The organism is Vibrio sp. R10-SG3-ISO10 (genome assembly GCF_059834185.1).
Map to the genome: position 1 here is coordinate 205,172 of NZ_JCBDHG010000002.1, position 24,016 is coordinate 229,187.

Here is a 24,016-nt window from a genome sequence, read left to right on the forward strand (position 1 = left end):
TGTACGTATTTTGCTCACTAATACATCGGTAACCATATTATCACAAATGCCAGCGGTAACATGCTGGCATAATTTCTTTCTAACTTGTCGCATCTAGTTGAAGTAGTTTTATATTGTTCAATTCTTACACACGCATTTTCAACCAAGTGTCCGTGTTATAAGCAGCAATACGAGCCAAAATTGCTAAAAAATTCAGTAATCTCTGGCTATTTTATCTGGACTGGAACAGACTCTAGCGGTTGCCGAATTGTAGTTGAGTTTCGTATGGCTGCTGCGCACCTACATCTAACTGTGTATCAACAGGGGTGAAGCCAACAATTGGTCTAGCTTCTTTAGCACCTGGGGATGTATCTGTTAAACGATAATCGCCAAAGCGCAGCGCATTTATTGAGCCAATATTTTGGGTTGGATTAGCGCGGTACTCAGGTTTAGCCGCTATGCTGTCTACCAATGAACGGTTACCAGCTACGACTTCTCCGAACAAAAGGTCGTTATGAAAAGTATTTGTTGCCGATAGCGAGACATCTCTAATTGCCTTGCTGTAGTGGTTTGACACTTCAATTATATTATTTTTGGAAACTAGATTATCCATGCCACCACCTGAATCAACAATTCCTTCATGAGCACCTAAACGTGCACTATTATCGGCCAAAGGTTGCAATACGGTATTGTGGTAAACATAAATACGTCCGCCCCATTGGCCATTCACTTTTTCAGAATCTTGATTTGCACCCGTTTTGAGAAAAGCACCTTTGGAGTCGTTATCCGTTATCATGTTTTTACCACTGATGTTCTTCCAAATGTAAAGTGGACCTTGGGAGACATTAGCAGTCGCTAAACTATTGTAAGTATCTGTAATAATATTATTCCAAACACGTACATTTTTCATCGCTCCCTCAAGCTCAATACCGTCATCCCACGCATCTGATACTATGTTGCCATAAACATCACTGTCTTTATTTAAAAAACCATTTTGAGAAAAGTTGCCTTTACCTCCAAGGGCATCATTAAATTTATTACCGTTGTTAGAGAAAATCTCATTATATCTGATGACATGTTGGCCATTGGTTTCAAATAGGGTAATGCCTTGGGGGCCTGAAGGGTGCTTACCGCTTTCTGGGTTCCATTGACGCCAATTGTTTGAAGTTGTTGCAGGGTTGTAGATGCGGTTGTTTTGAATTACCACCTTAGTCAAGTTCTGTTGTAAATGATGACCAGTCGCAAAAACACCAGCTTGAAGGTTTACGCCATAAGGGCAGGTATAACCCTCTCCACATTGGTTATGCCCCCCCCACTGAGATATGTCACTGTTCTCAATCACGACACTAGATTGTTGGCTGGACCAATCTTTTGGTGATATAACGATAGCCGATTCAGAGGCGCGTTTTACGGTGACGCCACGGACAATAACATATGAGCCGTTGATGACTATATTATTTGCGTAACGATTTTTAGTATTAATGACTGCTCGCTTCCCTGTAGCTGGGCGAACTAAGATATAGCCATTTTCAGTGCCAGATTCCTCGATAACCAAAGGTTCATCGCTGTACTCTGGCAAAACAATTTCTTTGCCAATAGGAAAGTTTTCTGACCAAGTCCTAAACTCTTGAGCTGCTATTATAGTTTTGCCGTTTTTGATCCGTAACTGGTAGCGTGTATTGTCATCCAAGTTAACCAAGGACGTTTTGAATTCGTCTATGCGGTGATCGAACCATAGCTCAGGTCCTGTTAGCCACTCATTACCGCCAAAGTGTTGATATTCAATAACTAGAGGTTCAGTGCCTAATAAGTCGCCTCTTTTTAGCGTAATACCTAAAGAAGAAAAGGTCGGGACAAGATCTAGGTTTTCGGCAGGTAGCAGATTATCTTCCATCATCACGCCGCTGGCGGTGAGGCTAGAGCAGAACAGCGCTGAAGAAATGGCTAATACATTGCTTTTAAATGTCTTTTTTATCATTTTTCAGGTGTAGTTTGTTGTTAAACAAAAATTAGGTGATGTTATTACTTCGAACCTTTGCTTGCAAAATATTAAGATTCCCGCATACCTTTGTTCATACTATCTAGTACTGGGTTAAGTAAATAATCTAAGGTAGTTCTTTCTTGTAACAAAATCATGATTTCTGCGGGCATGCCTGGGTACAACGAAATCTCGGACCTTTGTTTGATAACCAACGGGTCTAACTTTACCTTTATTCGATAGTAACTGGTTTCATCATTTTGATTTTTAATGAGATCTGGTGATATTTCTATGACAATAGCCGAAATTGGGCTAACTTTTCTAATGTCATAGGATGATAGTCTTACCATGGCTGTTTGACCAAGTCTGACTTCGTCTATGTCTTTAGGATTAAGTCTCCCTTCAACAATAAAGTTTCCCTCTGTTGGGATGATTCCTACAATAGTTTTGCCTGGAGAGATGACCGCTCCTATTGTATTAATATTTAAATCCACAATTTTACCAGCAATAGGGCTGTAAATTTTTGTGCGAGACAAAATGTTTTTAGACTCAGTAAGTGCTTGTTTTATCTGTGCGAGTTTAATCTCTAATAACTGAATCTCATCACTTACCTTGGTTAAGAAGTCAACTTTGTTATTTAATAACTCTTGTTCTGTCTCCACTATTAACAACCTAGCTTCTGCCTCTTTTGATTGATATTCGCCTAATCGACCGAGAATGGCTTGTTTCTTAGACTCCATCTCTAAGTATTGGTTGCGAGCGGCAAAGCCTTTTTCTAACAAGCTCGCAATCATGTTTATTTGCTTTTGCAATAACGCCAAGGATTCCTGTTCTGACTTTACCCGGTGAGTATATGACTCAGCTTGTTTTTCAGCTTGATTAATACGCTCTTTGAGAACCTTAAGGCTCCCTTCTAATGCTTGTTTACGTTGTTGAAATAGCAACTTTTGGTTGGTAAGTATTTGGCGGTTATCCTGTGATATTTGTAGGGTCTCATCACTAAAGTCTATGGAGTCTTTCAGAGCTAGCTCAGACTTTAATCGATCGATTTTGGCTAACTCGTAGTAGTACTGCAATTTTAACTGAGAGTAATTACTGTTAGCTTTAGTTCCATCTAGCTCTATCAGTAATTGATTAGCCGCTATTGTATCACTCTCTTTGACGTGAATTTTTTTTATAATACCGCCATCATAATGTTGAACTTCTTGCTTTTTCCCTTCAACGACTATTAAGCCTGGCGCAATTGCAGCGCTGTGCAGGGGGGATAAAGCTGCCCAGCTAAAAAAACCAAAGAAGCCAAAAAATATTGTACATAAGCCAATAGTTTTAAAATTATTTAAACTCATGCTCGATTCTCATTCTTTATTTTTTTAGAATTGGCGGAGTTGCAGATTTGTGCTGCAGACTGATCTCTTTCTATGGAGCCTTTATTGAGTACTACAACGCGGTTAGCTGCGCCCAATAGGCCAGAGCGGTTAGTAGTAAACAAGGTCGTTTTATTTTTTCTACAACGTTCTTTGATCATCTCGCTGATTAGTCTTTCACCCGCTGAGTCCTGAAAACTGTCAGGTTCATCCAGAATAAGCACAGCTGGTTCGTCAAAAATAGCACGCGCTAGTAGTAGCTTTTGCACCTCGCCATCCGAGGGGTGAATATCGACGCCAATAATTGAGTCGTAACCTTTTGGCCAGCTAAGTATTGTTTGGTGCATACCAACGCGCTCACAGGCTTTGAAGCTGGCTGCTTCATCTGCTTTAAATCGCGAGATGTTATTAAATACGGAAGTCTTTAGAAGTGCTGACTTACTTGAATAAAAGCCAAGGTGTGCCCCCAGTACTTCACTGGACCACTGTTCAAATGCTGCAGAGTCTAACCTTATTTTCCCTAGGTTAGGTTGATAGTGACCTGCGATTAGTGCAAGTAATGTAGACTTTCCTGCTCCTTGGGCACCAACTATTGCAGCTGAATCTCCAGGAGAAAAGTTTAAGTTAATGCCATGCAAAAAAGGGATATTAGAGTTAGGGTAGGTGAGCATTACCCCGGCGAGCGTCAGCTTGCCGGAAGGTTGAACCAAGTCACAATCGGGCTCAACTACCTTTTCAAATGTTTTGTTGAGTTTGGACATATCTAACCACAAACGATAGCAACTCAACCAATTTTTAGCTTGGGTAACGGCCTGTTCAAACGGACCAATAGTACGTCCAAATATCATACTCGAAGCGATTAAAGCACCGACGGAAGTTTCACCGTTGAGTACGAGATATGCGCCAACCGCAATAATAATGATTTGCGCGGCAAGTCGTATAAAACGAGCTATTGCAAGTAGGTTATATTCTTTGCTCGCATGTTTATTTAACTCTTGGTTTTCCTGTTGCTCACTTTCCAGTAAAGCTTTGGTGATGATATCAAGCATACCTAAGGTTTTAATTTCTTGGCTATACTCTGTAATCGCTGTCAGTTTGAGGTGCTGCTGATTGAGTTGCTTTGGTTTATTTGTGAAGTTAACAAATGCAACGATAAGTAAACATATAGCAGCAATCAAGGAGATAACACCAAACAAGGGGTGGATTAATGCTAGAATAACGATGAGCAGGGGCGACCAAGGCAATTCAAACAATGGACTGAGGCCTTGAGCAACGAAGTTAGAAAACTTATCTATGCTGTTGAGGGCTTGACTCTTTAAGTTTTTGCCTTCTAAATCAGCGGATTCAAGTATTTTTACAGTTAACAGTTGCTTAATAGTACTCGACCACTCTAAAGATGTTTGTAGCAGTACTCTGTTTTTTACCCAGTCTAGTATGCTGTACATAAGTGTTAGCCAAAGCGCAATAATGCACAGCATTAGAAGCGTGTCTTCACTGCGTGAGTTCATCACCCTGTCAAATACTTGTAATGAGTAGAGGGGAACGGCAAGCAGCAACATACTAGTAAAGAAGCTACAAGCAAGAGCAAAAATGAGGGACTTTTTTAGATTTGTGTTGATTACACTTAATGATGGATTTTGCATAATTTTATTAAAAAAATAGAGTGCCAGTAAGCACTCTATTTGCTCAGTCAGAATCTCAATTATGCGATATCTAAATCAACGCTTGCATCAGGTACAAGTGCTGCGTCAGTGATTACGTTTACCACTTCGCCATTTTTCTCGAAGCTGTATTGTACTAAGTCTACAGAAGCTTTTACTCCAGCCAGAGAAAGGTAAGCTTCTTCTTCTGCGCCAGAGATGTCTGTTACTTGAGCAGCGACGTCACCCATTCCGTTTTTAAAGCCGTTAGAAGCTGAGATAACTAGCTCATCAATACCTACCGCTATGAAAGTGTTGTCAATATCAACTGTATTCACGTCGCCGTCGTCTTGTGAGTTGTGAAGAATTTTATCTAGGCTGATTTTCGCAGTAGTAGAAACACCTGATTCGCCTATTAATGCTTCGATACCTGCATTGTTTGTTGTTAGGTCAACAGAGACTTGCATGTCGCCATCTGCGTCTAGCACTGTTAGTGTGTCGAAGTCTTGGCCACCGTTGAAAAGCACGTCGTCTTCAGTTGCGATAAGTGTATCATTACCTGCGCCGCCAAGTAGTGCGTCCATGCCTTCGCCGCCAACAAGAGTATCGTTACCTTTGCCGCCTTTTAGTACGTCGTCGCCAACTTGACCATAAAGTTGGTCATCATCAGCACCGCCCCATAGTTTGTCGTTACCTTCACCACCAACGAGGATGTCTTCACCGCGACCACCTACAAGTGAATCATTACCTTCACCACCTGATAGGATGTCGTCACCACGACCGCCACGTACGATGTCATCGCCTGCACCACCAAGTACATAGTCATCACCGCGGCCACCGGTTACCAGATCATTACCTTCACCACCGAAGATGCGGTCGTTACCTAGACCACCAGATACAAAATCAGATTGATCGCCACCATTAAGGAAGTCATCACCGCGACCACCGAAAACTATATCAGCACCGCCAGAACCATTGATGTAGTCACTGCCGCGGGTGCCGATTAAGAAATCAGAAGTTTCTGAGCCGATTACGTGAGTATCTGTAACGTAGTTGTTCGCCATTTTTATCTCCAAACTCAATTTAAAAATTAAAGTTAATTACATTGGAGGTCTCAAAATTAATTGAGTGCTGCGATAGATGGGGTGAATCCTACTGAAAAATAGGATCATCTCTATTGCCCTCACATTTAATACCATTTAAATGTGTGGTAACCCAGCCGTCTTATAGGTTGGCACCTTAAGACCTGTTAGTTTTCCGTCCCTGACTCACATCAGGTTTGGCTTTTTCACGTGCTGCCTGTTACTAAAAAGGCGGAATTACTATAGGGCTTATTTTTAATAAAATCAACAAAAAAACCAAATATGTAACATAGGTCATTCTAAAAAGTTTTAGCCTTATTCGAAAAAGAAAAGAATTAAATTTAACCTCATCAAAACGAAGTCAACAGAGCCTATCAATATACAAGTAAGCAATATCATCAGTTACTGCAAAACTATGGGATACGAGTCAGTATGGGAGATGTTTGAATATAAAGCTCAATTAACCTGATACTTGATAATTTACTATACCCGAAGATCCTTTGTAAGAAATAATTCGCCCGGCGGTCGGAGCCACAACAGCGCACGTTTTAACATCGAAGTTTACCGTGGCATTTGCGCCAATTACGGCGTTATTGGCGATACTGACTTTGCCAAATACTTTGCAGCCCGGACCTAAATAAACATTATCGCCAATAGTAGGAGTTCCAGCGCTCTTACCTCGATTACTTGTACCTATCGTTACTCCTTGCGAAAGATTAACGTTACGCCCAATTTTTACACGACTATTAACAATAATCCCACCGAAATGACCAATGTATAAGCCTGGGCCTATTTGAGTAGTAACTGGGATAGAGATCCCTAACTTAAAGCCGACTTGTCTTAATTTAAGTCGGAACAAAGGATAAAGAAATACCTTCAGAATCTTCCGTTGTTTTAAAAACTGGCAAGTACGAAAATGGAAAATATACTTCCAGCCCTCTCCGATAAAGTATTCTTTTAACCCTGCATTAAAGCCAGATTTTCCCTCAATGCGATATAAGTCGGCAGCTAACAGAGTCTTATATTCTTGGTAATCCATGACCAAATCCTAAATTAACTGTTAATAACATCACTCAAAAATTCGACCAACTCGCTTTCTGAATACTGGTTACAAGTAAGCAAGTTACCCATTTTCAGTGCAGCTTGATAAGCTTGCTCTAAGGTCTCAACAGAGTCGAATTCAAGCACATGCTGCCAGTCTTTAACCCAATCTTTAGTCGCTATTTGGTGATCGTTACGAGTTTCCTGCCTAGCGCCTTCTCGAGCCATAATGATTAATGGTTTACCCAACTCTAAGCAAGTTAATATCGTACCCATACCTGCATGACCTATCACTACCTCAGCTTGTTCAATCTTTTGTTGGTATTGACTAGGCGTAAAGCCATCATGGCAGCTTAGGTTTTGAAACTGAGTTTTAGTATTACCTACTTGCGCAACAATATTACTGCGCTGAGTGACTTGCGCCCACTCATCAATAACTTTAACCATGCGATCAAAGGGCATTTGAGAGCCCACTGTTGCAAAAATCATAAACAATTACCTTTAAACTTAAAACCTCGACCATCTAAGTGTTGCCACTGAGTTAAGCAGTGATCAACATGTTTCGAAACCTTTTCTCCAGACAAAGAAATTTTCTCGACGTTGGCAATACTGTCGATCCAAATAGTCTTTGCTCCTAATAAGCGGCCAAGCCTTAGCGCAAAATAGCCTGGAGCGGCTCCCGTTGATATAACGATATCAGGACGCTCTTTGAAGACAATAACAATGAGTTGCAACAACAATTGAATCAACCCGATCTTGTCCCAGCGTGTCGCATCTCGCACAGTATAAAATTTAGCGCCCTCAGGAGTGTCAGCTTGATAATCAGGTTTCACAGTTACATACACTTGGTTATGGCCAGAGAAAGCTTTTTGTAACCTTCTAAGCTGCACCCAGTGTCCCCCACCAGAAGCTACAGCAAGAATTTTTTTTGTCTTCATCATGATTGTTCCTGTGCATACAAGCTTATTAAGGCAGCATTAACTGATTGGCTGGTAAATTGCTGGCTGGCCCTATGGTAAGCATTATTAATGTATCTATTTTTCAGCTCTGAGTTCTGTAGCAGCTCTTTTATAGCCTCAGCTAACTCATTTGTATCTTTAGCTTTTACCAGTAAACCCTCTTGGCCCGATGTTAAAACGTCAGGGATACCGCCGACATCCGTTGCAATCACTGCAACCTTATTCGCCATAGCTTCTAATATTCCTATAGGCAAACCTTCAAAATATGACGGTAAGACAAAAATATCAGATTCTAGCAACAGTCTTTCCTTCGCTTTACCATCAACCCAACCAGGTAACTTGACAACATCTGCTAACCCTTTAGCAGCGCAGAGTTGACGAATGTCTTCAATATCACCATCTCCTGCAAGCACAAGTTCAAACTCAGTTCCCTGTTGCTTCAACTTGGCACAGGCATCGATTAACTCAAATAAACCTTTTGTGTCCCGTAGGCGGCCTAAAAATAATATTTGATTGTTAAGTTTTTGATAGTCACCAGCGATTTCCTCCACAGGATTGTATACCACTTCAACTCTTGCCCGCGGTGATATCTCGAGAACAACTTGCTTCCAAGATTCAGTCAAAGCGATCACAATATCAACTTGGGAAAGAAAATCTGAAATATATTTTTTAATTTTTGGCGAACATGACTCATAGTAGTTTTTGAATTCGCCACTATGTAAGTGGAAAATGGTTTTGACACCAAAAAATCTAGCTAATTGCAATAAAACTGTTTTCCGCCAAAAACTACCTCTAGAAGCAGAATGTACGTGAACACAGACAACTTTTTTCAGCATCAGCATTCTAAAAAGTTGCATATAACAAATGAAAAACTTCACTAACATAGAAAGTTTATTTGGCTTATCGTATGAGGCAAGGTACTTCACCTTCGCTTGTTCAAAGAGGCCACTTTTTTTATAGGTAGTAGCAACGGCTGAAATGCCACCAGGGCTCGTCAGTTCGCTGCCGATCATGACAATGTATTTATTAGACATGTTGAGCAACATCCATATAGTTTTTTACCATAGCTTGGTCTGAGAAATCTCTTTCGACCCTTTTGCGCGCATTTTGCCCTAAACCTTGTTTTTCAGTTTCAGATATTAATTGTCGCATTTGTTGCGCCATAGCACCGGGGTTTAAAGCTTCAAATAGATAACCATTACTTCCCTGTTCTACCATTTCAGGCGCGCCTCCAACATCAGACATCAATACTGGCAGTGACAATGCCATAGCCTCTAGCGCTGCATTGGAAAAGGTTTCACTTTCCGAGGCTAGCAGAAAAGCATCGCTCGCGACCAAATAGGGACGACAATCATCAACTTGGCCAATAAATATAATGTTTTCGGTTACGTCATGCTGCTCTGCCAAAGCGCGAAGGGTTTGTTGGTAGCTAGGGGTTCCTGCTCCTACAAACATACACGCTACATTAATATCGTGAGATTTCAATTTCGCACAAGCTTCGATGATATCTTGATGCCGCTTTTCAATTCGTAGCTGGGCTACTGTACAAAAAACGAAATCGAATTTTGCTAATTGCAGCTCCTCCTGTAACAAAGAAGCGTGTTGTTCGAGCGAAAAGTTGCGGCAAAACTTTTCGGTATCAACGCCGTTGTACAAAATGCTCGCTGGCATTTTGCCAAGCTTATACTTTTTCTGCCAAAGCAGCTTTTGTGCTTCCGCACCAAAGGCAATATGATCAGCAAAAAAGAGTGCGCTCCGATAAACCAACATCTGTAACTCTTTTTTTACTGTTTCAAACTGCGTCGTATTTGTAAGAGAAACAAAACGCAGCTTATTACCTCGTTTTACCTTGGCTTTGATAGCGTATAACAAAGGATACATATTAACGGTAAATACTGTTTCAATACCTTTATCTATTAGGAAATCACAAGCCGAGTTAATACCTGAGTAGAAGCTATCATTAACCTCACGTAGTTTTATTACTGTAATCGAGTCATCAAGATTCACTTCCAATTCATTCGAACCAGAAACATACATTACACTTACATCCCAACCTTTTTCGGATATCCGATTAGCCAAATTGACAATTTTTCTTTCACTTCCGCCAATCGCCAAACTATTAAGCAAAAAAGCTATTTTCACGTTTGATTCCTTTCACCATGTAAGTAAAACCAGCTGACACAAAACAACACCCACATCATATTATTTTGTTTTACAAATCCACCGCCACTTAAGGTATAGAGCACAATAAATAAAGTAGTAATAAAGAAGAGAGAGGAAAATTCGTCCCCTTCAAGCACCGTTCTTTTAAAGCCTTGATAGATAACTTTAAAATTAAGAAACAAGTAAAAAGAAGTACCGATATAGCCGAGCTCTAGCCAAATATCGACAATGCCATTATGAGCGTGCCCTAAATTGTAATAGTCCTCATCCAAAAGATAATAAGCACTATTATATTCACCCCAGAAGACCCCACCAAAACCATGACCAATCCAGGGTCTTTGAGATGCATTGAATAAAGCTTCCCAAACTAGCGTTCTACCAGAACCTGTCATATCTTTTTGAAAAACTTCAGTTACAATCCAAGGTAATACAAAAATGGCGAAGACCAGGCCCATAAAGAAGAGTAAAATAGCAACAACCTTCAGTCCACTTTTAACACTTCTATTTTTAACAAAAAGGCTAAAAAACAAAATAAACGGGCATAGCAGTAATAGCATAAATGCTGTAGACGAACCTGCTTTTACAGTACAAACAAATGCGGCTAGAAAGGTAGCTACCTGAACTAGAGTCAATCGCTTATTAATTAAAAACAAAGACAAAACACAAAAAATTAAAATCACCATAAAGCGTCCTAAGTGATTTTTAAAACCATAAACTCCTTTCCACAGGCCAATATGGTCAATTGAGGTTTCGCCTGCGTGAATGCCTAAAGCTGGAACAAATAAAGCTAAAAAAAGAGATATAAATGCTCCGGTACCGAATACGACAAGAAGTAGATTTACGAATTGCTTTACTGAAAGGGTTTTATAAATTGCGTAAGAGAAGATCAAAGTTCCTAACATAGCAATACTTCGAGAAAATGTCTTATTCGGCAAATCGGACCAAAGTACCGATAGGAACATAAGGGTAATCAAGCCAAGTATATAGCGAGACTCATAAATAAACTGTTGGATACGAGCACTATTAATTAAGATATAACTTGAAAGTATGTATACCAGCAAAGCAATAAGCTGAAAAGATGAACTAGACCCTATACCTTCCTCTCTCTCAAACATAAATGTAAAACTGCGAGAAAAAAATAGGGCGCTAAATACAAAAAATGTATATATAAGCCAACTTTTCTTAACCTCCATCATACTGCCTCTTCTACTTTAATATTCGGCATAGCTCTTCCCTTAGAAAAGCAAACAACAAAAATCACACAGTACCAAAAAACGCTGAAGCCACTAAATAAAAAAATAAATTGAACGAAGGTAAAATCATAAAAATAGAACAAGAAGACGCCCCCGGCCTTAATGGTTAACGCAGAAACTTCTAGCTTAAATAAGACAGAAGATTTCTTTATAATTGTTAAAAAAGGAGTTGTGGCTGTATTAACTAGTGAAGCCATTGCCCAGGCAGTAATTAGGTATAAGTACAAATCTAAGTTTTGCCACCCTGGGAAGTTAAAATATTTAAATAGAAGGTAGATGGCGACATAAGCAATGACAGTTAACGATATAGCTAATACAACGAGCTTTGCGACAATTCTAAAGTAAGATTGAGAAATATTACTCGCGGCTACCAACTGCCTCATGATCATGGGACGCACAGACTGAGCAATAAGGTAAATAGGAGTTCTGACTAACCTTTCAGCCAAAAAATATGGCGCAACGACACTACTGCCTAAGGTCATTGCTATAAACATCGGCAGTTGCTGGGAAACGAAATTAGCAACATCACTCAAGGTGTTAAACTTTATAATTTCTTTGTGATTCTTATACGCTGAACTTATTTGTTGAACCGTAAATTCAAGCTTTCGTACATAAGGCTTAACATTCCAAAAAATCAAAGATGTAACGAGGTAACTCACCAAGGTACCGACAATCAAACCTTCCTGAAGATAAGCCACAAGAGTAAACTGTATAGCAACAGTAATAAGCGCTCGCATAACTTTTTGTTTTGCGATAGCAGTGTAACATTCTTGATAAACCAGAAACGCATATGACAAGTTAAAGAATGCGAAAACTATTCCGCCAACAACACAATATAATACAAGAGATAGTGAAATTGGAGAAATAAGGTAGCTATAAAATTGTGCTATCAACAAGCAAGCTGGTAGGAAAAATACTAAGCCAAGAAGGAATATTGACAGAGCTTGTTCCACATCGCAACTATCTTGAGATTTCGAAATGACTAAGTCTACTCGAAGTGAAAAAATAATGGCAAGAAGAGACGAGATGGTAAAAAAGGTGCCGAAAAGGCCAAAACTTTCCGGCCCATATAATTTAGCAAGAATAGGAGTTGCTAAAAACACAATAGCTTGAGCAATTGCTACACCGCCAAATAACTTGGCTAGTTTAACATACATAGAATTCACTTTTGGCATGAGGCTTCTCTGCCGGACTTAAGCCTTAGGTTAGCTCGTGCTTGCTCCAATGCAGACTTCATCAATGTTCTCCCAGGCCCTTCAATACACTTATATAAAACGTGGGCTACTATTAGCGTCAATAAAATAGCTAAAGCTACTGTAAGGTAGTAGTTTATGCCAACAACTATTAGCTTATTAATAATGATATAGCCAAGGTTTTGATGGGTAAGGTAAAGAGAGTATGAAATACTGCCTAACCAGAGAAAGATACCTTGATTGACTACTTTCAACTTATCAAAAACTAGGAGTAGAAAGACAAAAGAAACGAACATAAACACAGCTATTTCATGTAATAGAGCTTGCAACCCCGCACAGACTACTAAAAGAGCGAGGTTAACCGTATTAAGCTTTTTAGACTTATAGATATCAAAAAAGAACATGCCAACTAAGAAATAGGCTAGATAAGAAATAAAAAATAACTTGCTAATTATCTTAGAAACAATGAACTCTGGCAGAGCCAAATTTAGTGCTGCACCGAGAATAAAAATCAAGCTAAAACAACGAAATAGGTTCAAATTTTCATTAACAAGCAAGATCATTGTAACCCAAAAATAAAACTGAGCTTCAATGAGCAAGGTCCAATATACCCCATCTACAGAGGGTATCGACAAGTATTGATGAAACAAAGTTAAGTTGAGTAGCGCATCTAAAATCGATACTTCACGACCTGGTAGCCCGAATAGGCTCACAGCCGAAAAAGTAACTAGAACAGCAACAGCATAAGGCGGATAAAGCCGTGCTGCTCTTGCAATACAAAAGTCTGTCGCGTCGTTTATCCTGACCAAGCTCCAGGCAATAACAAAACCACTGATGCCAAAGAAAACATGAACGCCATACTCTCCTACTTCAAAAAAAGTAAGGGGAGTATTACCGGTTGGGTATATTTGTTCGTGACGGATAAAAAAGTGGTATAACACCACCATTAAAGCCGCAATTCCTCTAAGAGCATCTAGCTCAGGTAAACGACGCAGATTCATATTACAGTCTTAAGTCCGTTAGGGCTTTTGGTAATACGTACTTAAGGTCGTATATTACCGCGCTTTCCTTTTGTAACGCTTTCAGCTCTTCCTCACTCATGGCTTTAAACTCATTGTGAGCCACCGCTACAATCACGCCGTCATATTTACCTGCCACAGGCTCTTTGATTGGCGTAATGCCGTACTCGTGCTCTGCTTCTTCAGCCGATACCCAAGGATCATACACGTCTACGTTGATACCGTACTCTGCCAACTCGCTGATAATATCAACCACTTTTGTATTACGTAGGTCTGGACAGTTCTCTTTAAAAGTTAAGCCCATCAGTAACACGTTGGCATCATTTACGTGAATTTTTTTGCCTAGCATCGCTTTCACCAGCTGGCTCACCACGTAGCGGCCCATGTTATCATTCAAGCGACGACCCGCTAGTATCATTTCTGGGTGATAACCGATAGACTCTGCTTTGTGAGTCAAGTAGTACGGGTCAACGCCAATACAGTGGCCGCCAACCAAGCCTGGACGGAAAGGTAAGAAGTTCCACTTGGTACCAGCAGCTTCCAATACTTCAAGGGTATCAATACCCATCTTATTAAAAATCAGTGATAACTCATTAATCAACGCGATGTTTACGTCACGCTGCGTATTTTCTATGACCTTCGCCGCCTCTGCGACGCGAATTGAGCTTGCCTTGTGCGTACCCGCTTCAATTACCTCGTTGTATAAACTATCAACAATAGCTGCAATCTCAGAGTTTGAACCTGAGGTTACCTTAAGGATATTGGTGACACGGTGCTCTTTATCACCAGGGTTAATTCGCTCAGGGCTGTAACCTGCAAAGAAATCTTGGTTAAAAGTTAAACCAGATACTGCTTCTAGCACTGGTACACAATCTTCTTCCGTTGCGCCTGGGTACACTGTTGATTCATAAATGACGATATCGCCTTTTTTCAATACCTTTCCTATCATTTCGCTGGCTTTGATCAAAGGCGTGAGATCTGGCTTTTTCGCATCATCGATTGGTGTTGGTACAGTTACTAAATAAGTATTAGCTTCTTTTAGCTTCTCGACATCACAAGTGAATACTAAGCCTTGCGCTTCAGCTAATAATTCAGGCTCAACTTCTAACGTACTGTCGACCCCAGTATTCAACTCGTCAATACGTGGTTGGTTAATGTCAAAACCTATCACGTCACGCTTTTTACCAAACTCTACCGCTAAAGGTAGGCCAACATAGCCGAGACCAATAATGGCCAGTTTAAGATCTTTATTTATATTACTCATCGTCTAACTCAAATTAATTGTAAATGAAAATTATTAGGGTGTGTTTATCTTTGTTGTGCATATTCCGAATAAGTATGAGCTCCTTTTTTCGGCGCGGGCACCTGATTCAACACCACTCCATCAATGGCAATTTCGTGCTTGGTAAATAGCGTCATGGTGTGTTTGTAGACAGATTTACTGGTGCTGTTTGCTTTAAGTACTAACAAAATTCCTTCCGTTAGCTTACCCACAATAAACGCATCTTTAACCGGCAAAATTGGTGGTGTATCGAAGATGATGCGATCATATTTACTAGCTAGGTAAGTAACTAGTTTGTCAAATGCATCGCTGCTCAATAGTTCTTGAGAATTTGGTGCCAACATACCCGCAGTCAGAATATCTAAGCTTCTCCCCTCGACACAATGAATACACTCTTCAATAGGAGTGTTCATCAGTAAAATATTGGATAAACCCGGTTTGCTTGGAGAAAACCCAAAGCGGTGCGCAACCGATGGTTTTCTCAAGTCACAATCAATCAACAATACTTTTTCTAACTTTGCGAATGAGTTGGCTAAGTTTACTGCAGTGGTCGTTTTGCCTTCTCCCGGCACCGCGGACGATACTGCCAACAGTTTACGCTGTTTATTGAACAGGCTTAAATTTAATGAAGTCCTTACTGAATCAACCGATTCTTGATATATTCGGAATTTCTCATCATCGAATACCTTCGCATCAATAGGTGCCTTTTTGTAACGACGATCTTTTATGAAAGGCAGAGTACCCGTTGGTAAAAGACCGAGTTTGTTTTCAAAATCGCGTGCAGATTCAATCGTATTGTTGAATGCATCAAGCAGGATAACTAAAACAACGGCAAAACCTGCACTCGCAACTAGCACTAAAGCAACGATTAACTTGCGGTTCGGTTTGTGCGGAAACTCAGGAGTTAATGCGTAGTCACTAAAACGAGCGTTAGCTGCGCTAAAGTCACTCGTGGCAGAGGTTTCTTTTTGGCGAGTGAGGAATAAATCGTACAGCTTAGCATTAGTGTCAACATCACGTTTCAGTGTGTCGTATTCACGTTTAACGACGCTTAGTGCCTGAAACTCTTCTTTTTTATTTAGTAGCTCTTGTTTAAGCAAGAATTCTTGCTGCTTAGCACTCGTGAGTTCTTTCTCTATTCCATTCACAAGCTTTTGAATCAAACGATTGGCACTTTGCTGAACTGATTTTAACTGCGCGTTGGCTTGGATCATTTTGTCATGCTTTGGGCCATAGCGTTTTGCCAGTTCGCTGACTTGCTTTTCTGCATTCGACTCTGCGAGTCGAATATCACGAATTTGCGGATGATTGGAGATAAGTGAAATAGATGCGAGGGTAGTTGCATCAGCTTTTGTATTATCTTTCAGCGAGTTGTAAATTGCTTGGGTTTCTATGCGTCTCTCTGTTGCTTTAGAGATTCTATCGGTAAGGTTAGATAGCTCCGAACTGGTGAGCGACACGATACCGCTGTTATCAATCAGCTCTTGTCGCTGCAAAAAACTTAGCAATGCTTGTTCAGACTCATCCAATTTCTGTTTTAGTTCAGCCAATCGAACATTGATCCAACCAGTCGCTTGCTCAGTCGCGAGAAGTTTCGATTCTAGATTATTTTCGATAAAAGCTTGTCCAACTTCGTTCGCAACTTGAGCGGCAAGTTTAGGATCTTGAGATTCAAATGAGATATTAACCAACTGAGTTTTTCGAATCGGAGATATTGATAGCTTCTCTTTAAACGCTTTGAGTACGTTACGGTTAATCGCGTCTTCAGCCGCTGATAAATCAATGGCTTGTGGTTCGTGACTAGCAAAGTATGGGAAGATTAGGGGGTGACTTTTTATGTCGTCAACGATCCCGTCAAAAAAGCTAGGCTCTGATGGAAGGACGCTTGGATTAAACTCTGCCACTTGCGCTAACTGTAACTTGTCGATAACACGTTGCGCGACTTGATTTGACTTGAGGATTTCAAATTGAGTCAGGTAATATTCTGCCGCTCTAGTATCAATACCAACCACCTCTTCAATGGAAATAGCATTCTTGGGTGCTGACTCTATAAGTAACGTTGCGGTGGCTTTGTAAGTTGGGGTAATCGATAATGCCACCAAGGCAGAAATTGCCGTACACAGCAAAGTAAACAGGGAAATAGAAAGCCACCGCTTTTTGATTAAATGGAAGAAATAACCAAGATCGATCAAATGTTCTTGTTCGTAAGTGTTAGATTGAGAAGGGCTTAACATGTTGTATTGTAGTCCGAATATGAAGAGTGATGAACTTAGGGTTAAAAGAAGCTCTGTTCAATAACGATGATGTCGCCAGGCATAATCTTTTTTGATAGTCTGACTTTATTTTTTATCTCCTCAGACCCTGACTGAGTAATGTAAACTTTGTCTTTTGCAGCTCGATCTGTAAAACCACCAGCTAATGCAATCGCTTTATCAACTGTAAGTCCTGGTTGATACTCATATCCACCGGGTTTTTTTACTTCACCATTTACGTAAATACTACGAAACCCTACTACGCTCACCCTCACTTTTGGCGAGATTAGATAATCGTCTTTTAAGCCGTTAATTATTTCATTTTTAAGACTTTCAGGCGTTTTGTTCAACGCAATTAACTGACCTAAGTAGGGATATTCAAATTTCCCACTGTTACTTATGTAAAGTTCGTCAATAGATAAATCTGACTCACCATAAACTGAGATCTGAATTTTATCTCCCGCACCAATAACATAAGTATCTTCAAAGGATTTAGCTTGAACGACTGATAAAGAAATATAAAATAACAAGCTAGCTTTAATAAAGTAAGACATCAAAACTCCTCAACTAAAACAACATGTTGGCAGAAAAATACATAACGCTTTGCTCATAGCTATTACCAACAACAGAAGAGTCATTATCTTCTAATCGCCAGCCAGCGTTAATCTCTACGTGATCTCTAAGTTCGTAGCCTATGGACAGGTCTACTTTGTATAGGTCATCGGTTCTCGAAGACTCGGAATAATCATCGAAGATGAATCTAAGTGACGTTTCAGTAAACAAATGAGTCAACCAATAATGCTTCCAACTACCGTCAAAGCTCGTCTCATCGACAAAATTTGAACCTTGATCAGGGTCTCTTGCCCTCTGAGCAGCTGATACAGTGACTTTTGAATAATTTAGCGGTTCCCAAACAAATTCTAAATCCCAACTAAAGCCACTAAAATCATTCTTAGTCACATCATCATACGACTTATCTTGTAAACCAAATCTTAGCTTACCTGTTGTTTTACCTGTGATATCCCACGTCGCACCAGTTAGGTAAAATATATCAACACTATCCTGCGAATTATTGGTCACAGGATCATTTAGATCATAACCACGTTTAGACGCATCTATTTCAAACAGTAAACTCGTCGCGGGAAAAGCACGCCAATAAAAGGCCACCCCACCGCTATACTCGAAGTAGTCCTTGAAACGAGTACTAATTTGACTAAAACGTGTGTCCTGGATATCACGATAGTTATGGTACTTCCTATCCTGCATGCGTACGGTAGTTTCGATTCTTCCTTTAGCTTCATCAGCCCCAAAAGCATGTACTATGCTTGCATCATTAACAGCATATTCAACTGGCCCTGAAGCGATTGTAGACAGTGAGTCACCCGCGAGAATTCCTGTACCACGTTCTTCATGAAGAAATAGGTAGGCATAATTTAGAGAAAGTGCATTTCGGCTATTCAGAATAATAGAATTATTGGTCGATATCTTGTGGTCAACATAATTGTCATCACCACTGTCAGTATAAAAACCAGATGAGATTTGATATGCAATCTGGTAGGTATTTCCTGCGCGGTCCGATTGAAAAGCAATCCCAGGTTCAATGACAAATACTGTTGAAGACTCAGGAGACTCTGCGTCAGAATATCGTCCAACGTTGTCGTTATGTTCGATTCTGCTGTCTAAAATAGGCATTATTTTTAAACCTGATTGCGTAACATAGCCATTACCCTCAAATTGGGCATAGACGTGAGATGCTGTTAGAGTAAGTGCCAAAGCGGACAATGCTTTCTTTACTGTGTTCATCATTAATCCTCTAGTAGGCGGCTTTACCCACAAAACCTTTAAAAATAGTCATAAATATGATTTTCAGATCGAGTGTTAAACTCCAGTTCTGAATATACTTAAGATCATATTCCACACGCTTTTCCATTTTTTCTATTGTGTCCGTTTCGCCTCGATAACCACTAATTTGAGCCAATCCAGTGATTCCTGGTTTTACTTTGTGGCGTAGCATGTATTTGTCGACTATTTGTCGATACTCTTCGTTATGTGCGACTGCATGTGGTCTTGGCCCAACAATTGACATTCGACCTTGAATAACATTAATAAACTGAGGTAATTCATCTAGCGACGTTTTTCGAATAAATGCTCCAAACTTGGTCACTCTTGGATCATTTTTCGTTGCTTGCTTTACAACGTTGCCATTATCCGTGGAATTCATCGAGCGGAACTTCCAAACCTTAATAGCCGCCCCATCCAACCCATAACGCATTTGCTTAAAAATAATTGGACCTGGACCAGACAACTTAACGCCAATTGCAACCATCAATAAAATTGGGCTAATTAGAAAAGTAATAATGCTCGCAAGAAGAAAATCTTCTGCGCGTTTTACAACACTGGCTAAACCATAAAATGGAGTATCTTGAACACTAATTGTTGGGCTGTTGCCAATCGTGCGCCAACGTGCCTGCATAAGCTCATAGGTATAAATGTCGGGTATCAGATAAACACGTGCCGTGGTATCAGAAAACATTTTCACGACGTCTTTTACTCGCTGCACTTCACCCATTGGTAATGCAATATAAACATGGCGTATCTCGCGCTTTTTTGCTTTCTCGACGGAGTCTTTTATCGATCCCAAGATTGGCTTGCTGAGGCCGTCCTTTGCAAGGCGGCTTGGCTCTCTGTCATCATAAAAACCTACGAAATCAAGGTTTGATGATTTGTCATTTGCCATATCATGCGCCAAGCGAATACCTGCATTTGAAACACCGACAATTATCGCTTTTTGCTTATATTGGTGTTTTTTGTAGTGCGCACGGATTAGAGAGTTTCCAATAAGTCGACTGGAAATCAACAGCGCGGGAGTGGCAAGCATCCAAGTGGTGATAACTACTCTAGAATGGACTTCTGTCCATTTAGTAAAGAAAGCAAACAACAATAGTACAAGCAGTGTTTGCAGCCATGCACCGACAATATTCTTAAACTCATGGCGCTGAACAAATACACCATTATATCTATACAAACCAGATTGTTCGGCAAAAAACACAAACAGCAAAGCTGATACTAAACCTGAAATAGTATAAATTTTCGAAAAATCACCTAAATATATTGTGGATACTGCAAGCAGGAAAAATATAATTACAAATCCATCAATGATTCGATAGAGGGCACTAGATTCTTCCTCTCCGAATTTAACTTTACTTTGCGTGGTCATGTCCATATTTCGGTACGCTACTACTCCTAAGACGTAGACCTTAGGGCTATTGAGTTATTTAACAATTATGTTCTACGTATAACTTTCATATCAGAAATAAAAGCGGGTTTATTTTTAATTATATAAGCAACGAAAGTAAAGTCTCATTTTTGATAAACAAAATAAGTTCTAATTTTGTATAAATTTCACTCAGAAAACATTACGTTTTTATTAATACAATCACGATTTAATTTCTTATGAGTCGCAGTTTTTAGTAAATATATATATTTACTATCACATTCTCATATATTAGACACAAAACCCCAAATTATCATATTTAAGACATGCATTGCGAATGAATACAGTTTAATCGAATATGATTGATTTCAGGTTAAAACTTGTAGCTATAACGCGATGTGTTCAATGTGGTCTATAAGCGTAATTCTCACTATAAACACCACCAGGCAGGTGGTATTTATAGTGAGCGGAATGGCCGTAATAACTAGTTGGATTGAACAACGTACTTAAGCAGCTCAACAACCTGCTCTGGTGATTCTGCCCATGCCATTGCCGCCGCGTCGACTTCTTTAAGAGGATGAATCAGTGACTCATCATGTAAAGTAATATAAGGCTTATCGAGTGCCGATAGCATGCCCGCATCGAACGCTGCATTCCACTGACGATACTTTTCTCCGAAGCGTACTACGCCAATATCACATTGTTTGATCAAAGTGGATGTGCGAATTGCATTGACCTTAGAAGACTGATGATCACGCCAAAAGCCTGATTCGTTCTGTCGTAACAAATCTCCAGCCGCATCGCTTGACTCATGGTCAGTATTCGCTGAGTAGAACTCTATATTCAGTTCCAACTTCCTTACGCCTTCTATTATGCGCTCTCGCCAATCGGTGTGTATTTCCCCACTTAGGTAAACTTTCCAAATCATTTGCTTGTTCCCTTCTAGCTTTTCTTAGAATTTGTCGCCAACACATCAGCGCGCAGTACAGTTTGCTCTATGACTATATCAGCGAGTTGCTCTCTACTTAATAAATAGTGCTGGGTTTGCTTATGTATCGCCAACGCTTGTTGGTTTTGGTAAGTCTCGTACAAATGAAACAGCTGAGGATCATTAATATCCTTCAATACATCAAATTGTATACAACCATCCTCATTCTCCACTGAACAACAAGCATTTCTTCCCATTATAGATATGTAGTCTTCTTCACGACCCTGTTTGACTCGATTGCTCACAATAATAGAGTACATGGTGGCTTTACCCTCCTTGAGTTTGGTTCTACTCATAGTTGTACCATAACAGTTTAATTGTATACAATGACAAGAGGGATAATATACAAAGGAATAAAGTATGGACAGACCAACACCATTCAGCGGCATTAGACATATCGCACTGGTTGTTCAAAAATATGAGGAGTGTGAAGCTTTTTACACAGAAATTATGGGGATGAATATCCTAAGAAGAGCCAACGATAACCTGGTTTACCTGACCAATGGCTGTGATAACTTGTCCCTTGGACGTGCGCAGTCTCAACGAGTTTGCTCACCGATAAGCGTCGATCATTTTGGTTTTATCGTCAGAACCAAAGATGAACTCCATCATTGGTACGAGTTTATGTTAGATCGAGGAGTGCCAGTCTTGGATGAGCCTCACGATCATAGTGATGGCGCTCGGAGCTTTCACTGCAAAGATCCTGAAGGTCATGTTATTCAACCGCTATATCATCCAGATATCTCGCACCAAAATATCATTTAGCTTTCATTAGCCCTAAGGCTTTAAGTTTGCGATACACCGTATTACGGCTAATGCCAAGCGCGCGAGATACTTTGCTGACATTGCCATTGTGAGTGTGATAGGTATCAATCAAGGTGGCATTAAGCGTCGACTTTAGATCGGATACCTCTTCATCATCTTTTGCACTGGGCTGCAAACCTTGCAAAGGCTGTGAAAAATGTGCGGGCAGATGTTCTATGCCTATTTCGTGGGTATCACTGGCGATTAAGCTCGCGACTTTTACTAGGTTGTCGAGTTCTCTGAGATTACCTGGCCAACGATAATTCATCAGCGCGCTTGTCAGCTCACTCGAAAGCATTTGATTATTCTGCTGATACTTGTTGTGAATAGCGTGAATCAAGGCGAGCTTATCTTGGCGTTCATACAAAGACGGTAACGTCACCACCAATCCATTGAGTCGATAATATAAGTCTTGCCTGAACTTACCTTGAGAAACCAAAAGACTTAGATCTTGATGCGTTGCCGCGACAACCTGAATATCAACATGGTGTGATTGGGCAGATCCCACCGGCATCACGACTTTATCTTGCAATACCGATAACAAGCGACATTGAGCCTCAAGCGGCATCTCCCCTATCTCATCAAGGAACAAGATCCCCTTATCGGCTTGTCTTATACGCCCACTATAGCCTTGCTTGTTAGCACCAGTAAACGCACCTGGGGCATGGCCAAACAACTCCGACTCGATTAAATCTTTCGGTAATGCACCACAGTTCACGGTAACCAAGGGCTCACTACGACGACTGCTGTGCCTGTGCAGTGCTTTAACAAACTCACCTTTTCCCACCCCGGTTTCACCTAAAATCAACAGACTGATGCCGCAACCCATGACCTTGTTGGCCTGCTGCCAAGCCTGCTCTACCTTATCGTCTCCATAATGCAAGTCACTGGCTGCGCTGATCCATTTCTTAGCGGAAGGTGATTTGCCAATGCTTTTCTTTTCGAAAACAAACTGGTTTTGTAGAGGTTGTCGGAGTAAGTTCTCAAAATGCTCGCCCACCAAAGAAGCCTGATCAATTAATTGGGTCGCCACTTGATTGTGGGCCACAACATGACCATTCTCATCCGCGATAACTATCCCTTGCCAGCCACTTTTTAAAACCGATTCGTTATGGGCCAAGTTAATTTGCAGTGATCCTTCTGGAATTTGGGTTAGCATGTAGTTTTCAACCAGCTGAACCATGTTTTGCACCAAAAGTTGCGTTGTCACATCATGTTTGGCTTGTTCGCTCGTAATATCAAGAATCCCAACCAATTCGCCTAGATGGTTGAACAGTGGACTGGCAGAGCAACTTATAAATCTGTGCTGTTTGATAAAGTGCTGTTCACCGATAATGGAAACCGCTTTTTGTTCAAAAAGAGCGGTTCCTATCGCATTGGTGCCTTTCCACTTCTCTTGCCAACAGGTGCCCGATTCGAGGGCGATTGACATCAACTTCTCTCGAAACTTCTCCTGCCCCCAACTTGCAAGTATCACACCTTCAGAGTCGGTTAATATCAAGCGGCTTTCGCTACGAGACAAAACTTGATTGAACAGAGGCAATGCACATTGCTTGACCGCCTCAATAACCCCTTGGGCATTGTAACGTCGCTCCTTGAGTAAAGCGTTTGAAACGTTAATGTCGTCCGGTTTTTTAATTTGTCTTAAGCCTGCATTTGAGCTTCTTTGCCAAGAAGAGGCGAGCCAGTCATCAGATTGTGTTGTTTGAAGTTCCATACCTGTTCCAACTTTGAACACTTGAGTTGTACCAATTTGGAACAGTTGAACAATTTGTTAACAACTCGTTCCTCTACTTTGTGTTTAA

21 protein-coding genes, 1 pseudogene and 1 riboswitch are annotated in these 24,016 nt (G+C 40.4%); of the genes and pseudogenes, 1 reads left to right on the top strand and 21 read right to left on the bottom strand.

Annotated features, from left to right (window positions below; all coding sequences use genetic code 11):
• Positions 1 to 17: 17 nt before the first annotated feature.
• The 20 genes and pseudogenes from AC6R16_RS01725 to AC6R16_RS01820 form a co-directional block, all read right to left on the bottom strand.
• Positions 18 to 149 (bottom strand): annotated as a pseudogene (locus tag AC6R16_RS01725) (IS5/IS1182 family transposase); the annotation flags it as partial.
• Positions 150 to 232: 83 nt separating this feature from the next.
• A complete protein-coding gene (locus AC6R16_RS01730) occupies positions 233 to 1,957 on the bottom strand; it encodes a hypothetical protein (RefSeq protein WP_500673363.1) in 1,725 nt (574 codons plus the stop codon).
• Positions 1,958 to 2,028: 71 nt separating this feature from the next.
• On the bottom strand, positions 2,029 to 3,303 hold the full coding sequence (locus AC6R16_RS01735) for an HlyD family type I secretion periplasmic adaptor subunit (protein ID WP_171320915.1): 1,275 nt from the start codon (positions 3,301 to 3,303) through the stop codon (positions 2,029 to 2,031).
• Entirely contained in the window at positions 3,300 to 4,964 is a 1,665-nt protein-coding gene (locus AC6R16_RS01740; RefSeq protein ID WP_500673364.1) for an ATP-binding cassette domain-containing protein, read from the bottom strand. Before AC6R16_RS01740 ends, AC6R16_RS01735 begins: the two co-directional genes overlap by 4 nt.
• A 59-nt stretch (positions 4,965 to 5,023) precedes the next feature.
• Entirely contained in the window at positions 5,024 to 6,025 is a 1,002-nt protein-coding gene (locus AC6R16_RS01745) for a calcium-binding protein (RefSeq protein ID WP_171320913.1), read from the bottom strand.
• Between the two features lie 142 nt (positions 6,026 to 6,167).
• Positions 6,168 to 6,255: riboswitch (cyclic di-GMP riboswitch) on the bottom strand.
• A 248-nt stretch (positions 6,256 to 6,503) separates the two neighbouring features.
• Positions 6,504 to 7,082 (bottom strand): serine O-acetyltransferase, encoded by a 579-nt coding sequence (locus AC6R16_RS01750; protein ID WP_171320912.1) that lies wholly within the window; start codon positions 7,080 to 7,082, stop codon positions 6,504 to 6,506.
• A 14-nt stretch (positions 7,083 to 7,096) separates the two neighbouring features.
• Positions 7,097 to 7,573 (bottom strand): glycosyltransferase, encoded by a 477-nt coding sequence (locus AC6R16_RS01755; protein ID WP_171320911.1) that lies wholly within the window; start codon positions 7,571 to 7,573, stop codon positions 7,097 to 7,099.
• Positions 7,570 to 8,025 (bottom strand): glycosyltransferase, encoded by a 456-nt coding sequence (locus tag AC6R16_RS01760; RefSeq protein WP_272788282.1) that lies wholly within the window; start codon positions 8,023 to 8,025, stop codon positions 7,570 to 7,572. Before AC6R16_RS01760 ends, AC6R16_RS01755 begins: the two co-directional genes overlap by 4 nt.
• Positions 8,022 to 9,077, bottom strand: a complete 1,056-nt coding sequence (locus AC6R16_RS01765) for a glycosyltransferase family 4 protein (protein ID WP_171320909.1) — start codon at positions 9,075 to 9,077, stop codon at positions 8,022 to 8,024. The genes AC6R16_RS01760 and AC6R16_RS01765 overlap by 4 nt, the downstream gene beginning before the upstream one ends.
• On the bottom strand, positions 9,070 to 10,185 hold the full coding sequence (locus AC6R16_RS01770) for a glycosyltransferase family 4 protein (protein WP_500673365.1): 1,116 nt from the start codon (positions 10,183 to 10,185) through the stop codon (positions 9,070 to 9,072). Before AC6R16_RS01770 ends, AC6R16_RS01765 begins: the two co-directional genes overlap by 8 nt.
• On the bottom strand, positions 10,182 to 11,402 hold the full coding sequence (locus AC6R16_RS01775) for an O-antigen ligase family protein (protein WP_500673366.1): 1,221 nt from the start codon (positions 11,400 to 11,402) through the stop codon (positions 10,182 to 10,184). Before AC6R16_RS01775 ends, AC6R16_RS01770 begins: the two co-directional genes overlap by 4 nt.
• Positions 11,399 to 12,634, bottom strand: coding sequence for an MATE family efflux transporter (locus AC6R16_RS01780; RefSeq protein WP_500673367.1), 1,236 nt, complete (start codon positions 12,632 to 12,634; stop codon positions 11,399 to 11,401). The genes AC6R16_RS01775 and AC6R16_RS01780 overlap by 4 nt, the downstream gene beginning before the upstream one ends.
• Positions 12,622 to 13,653 carry an acyltransferase family protein gene (locus AC6R16_RS01785; protein WP_500673368.1) on the bottom strand — a complete coding sequence of 344 codons (1,032 nt, stop codon included), beginning with the start codon at positions 13,651 to 13,653 and terminating at the stop codon, positions 12,622 to 12,624. The genes AC6R16_RS01780 and AC6R16_RS01785 overlap by 13 nt, the downstream gene beginning before the upstream one ends.
• A gap of 1 nt (position 13,654) precedes the next feature.
• The gene (gene tviB, locus AC6R16_RS01790) at positions 13,655 to 14,935 is read right to left on the bottom strand and encodes a Vi polysaccharide biosynthesis UDP-N-acetylglucosamine C-6 dehydrogenase TviB (RefSeq protein WP_500673369.1); all 1,281 of its coding nucleotides are present in this window, start codon (positions 14,933 to 14,935) and stop codon (positions 13,655 to 13,657) included.
• Between the two features lie 44 nt (positions 14,936 to 14,979).
• On the bottom strand, positions 14,980 to 17,187 hold the full coding sequence (locus AC6R16_RS01795; protein WP_500673370.1) for a GumC family protein: 2,208 nt from the start codon (positions 17,185 to 17,187) through the stop codon (positions 14,980 to 14,982).
• Between the two features lie 41 nt (positions 17,188 to 17,228).
• Positions 17,229 to 17,759 carry a polysaccharide biosynthesis/export family protein gene (locus AC6R16_RS01800; protein ID WP_500673371.1) on the bottom strand — a complete coding sequence of 177 codons (531 nt, stop codon included), beginning with the start codon at positions 17,757 to 17,759 and terminating at the stop codon, positions 17,229 to 17,231.
• Positions 17,760 to 17,772: 13 nt separating this feature from the next.
• Positions 17,773 to 19,011, bottom strand: a complete 1,239-nt coding sequence (locus tag AC6R16_RS01805; protein WP_500673372.1) for an outer membrane beta-barrel protein — start codon at positions 19,009 to 19,011, stop codon at positions 17,773 to 17,775.
• Positions 19,012 to 19,018: 7 nt separating this feature from the next.
• A complete protein-coding gene (locus AC6R16_RS01810; protein ID WP_500673373.1) occupies positions 19,019 to 20,428 on the bottom strand; it encodes an undecaprenyl-phosphate glucose phosphotransferase in 1,410 nt (469 codons plus the stop codon).
• A gap of 475 nt (positions 20,429 to 20,903) precedes the next feature.
• Positions 20,904 to 21,347, bottom strand: a complete 444-nt coding sequence (locus AC6R16_RS01815) for a YtoQ family protein (protein WP_486796522.1) — start codon at positions 21,345 to 21,347, stop codon at positions 20,904 to 20,906.
• Positions 21,348 to 21,361: 14 nt separating this feature from the next.
• Entirely contained in the window at positions 21,362 to 21,703 is a 342-nt protein-coding gene (locus AC6R16_RS01820; protein ID WP_500673374.1) for a putative quinol monooxygenase, read from the bottom strand.
• A gap of 64 nt (positions 21,704 to 21,767) precedes the next feature.
• On the opposite strand from AC6R16_RS01820, the gene AC6R16_RS01825 reads away from it, so the two are divergent.
• A complete protein-coding gene (locus AC6R16_RS01825; RefSeq protein ID WP_500641196.1) occupies positions 21,768 to 22,172 on the top strand; it encodes a VOC family protein in 405 nt (134 codons plus the stop codon).
• On the opposite strand, the gene AC6R16_RS01830 is transcribed toward AC6R16_RS01825, so the two are convergent.
• Positions 22,165 to 23,928 carry a sigma-54-dependent Fis family transcriptional regulator gene (locus AC6R16_RS01830; protein WP_500673375.1) on the bottom strand — a complete coding sequence of 588 codons (1,764 nt, stop codon included), beginning with the start codon at positions 23,926 to 23,928 and terminating at the stop codon, positions 22,165 to 22,167. The two genes, AC6R16_RS01825 and AC6R16_RS01830, sit on opposite strands and share 8 nt — an antisense overlap.
• Between the last annotated feature and the right edge of the window lie 88 nt (positions 23,929 to 24,016).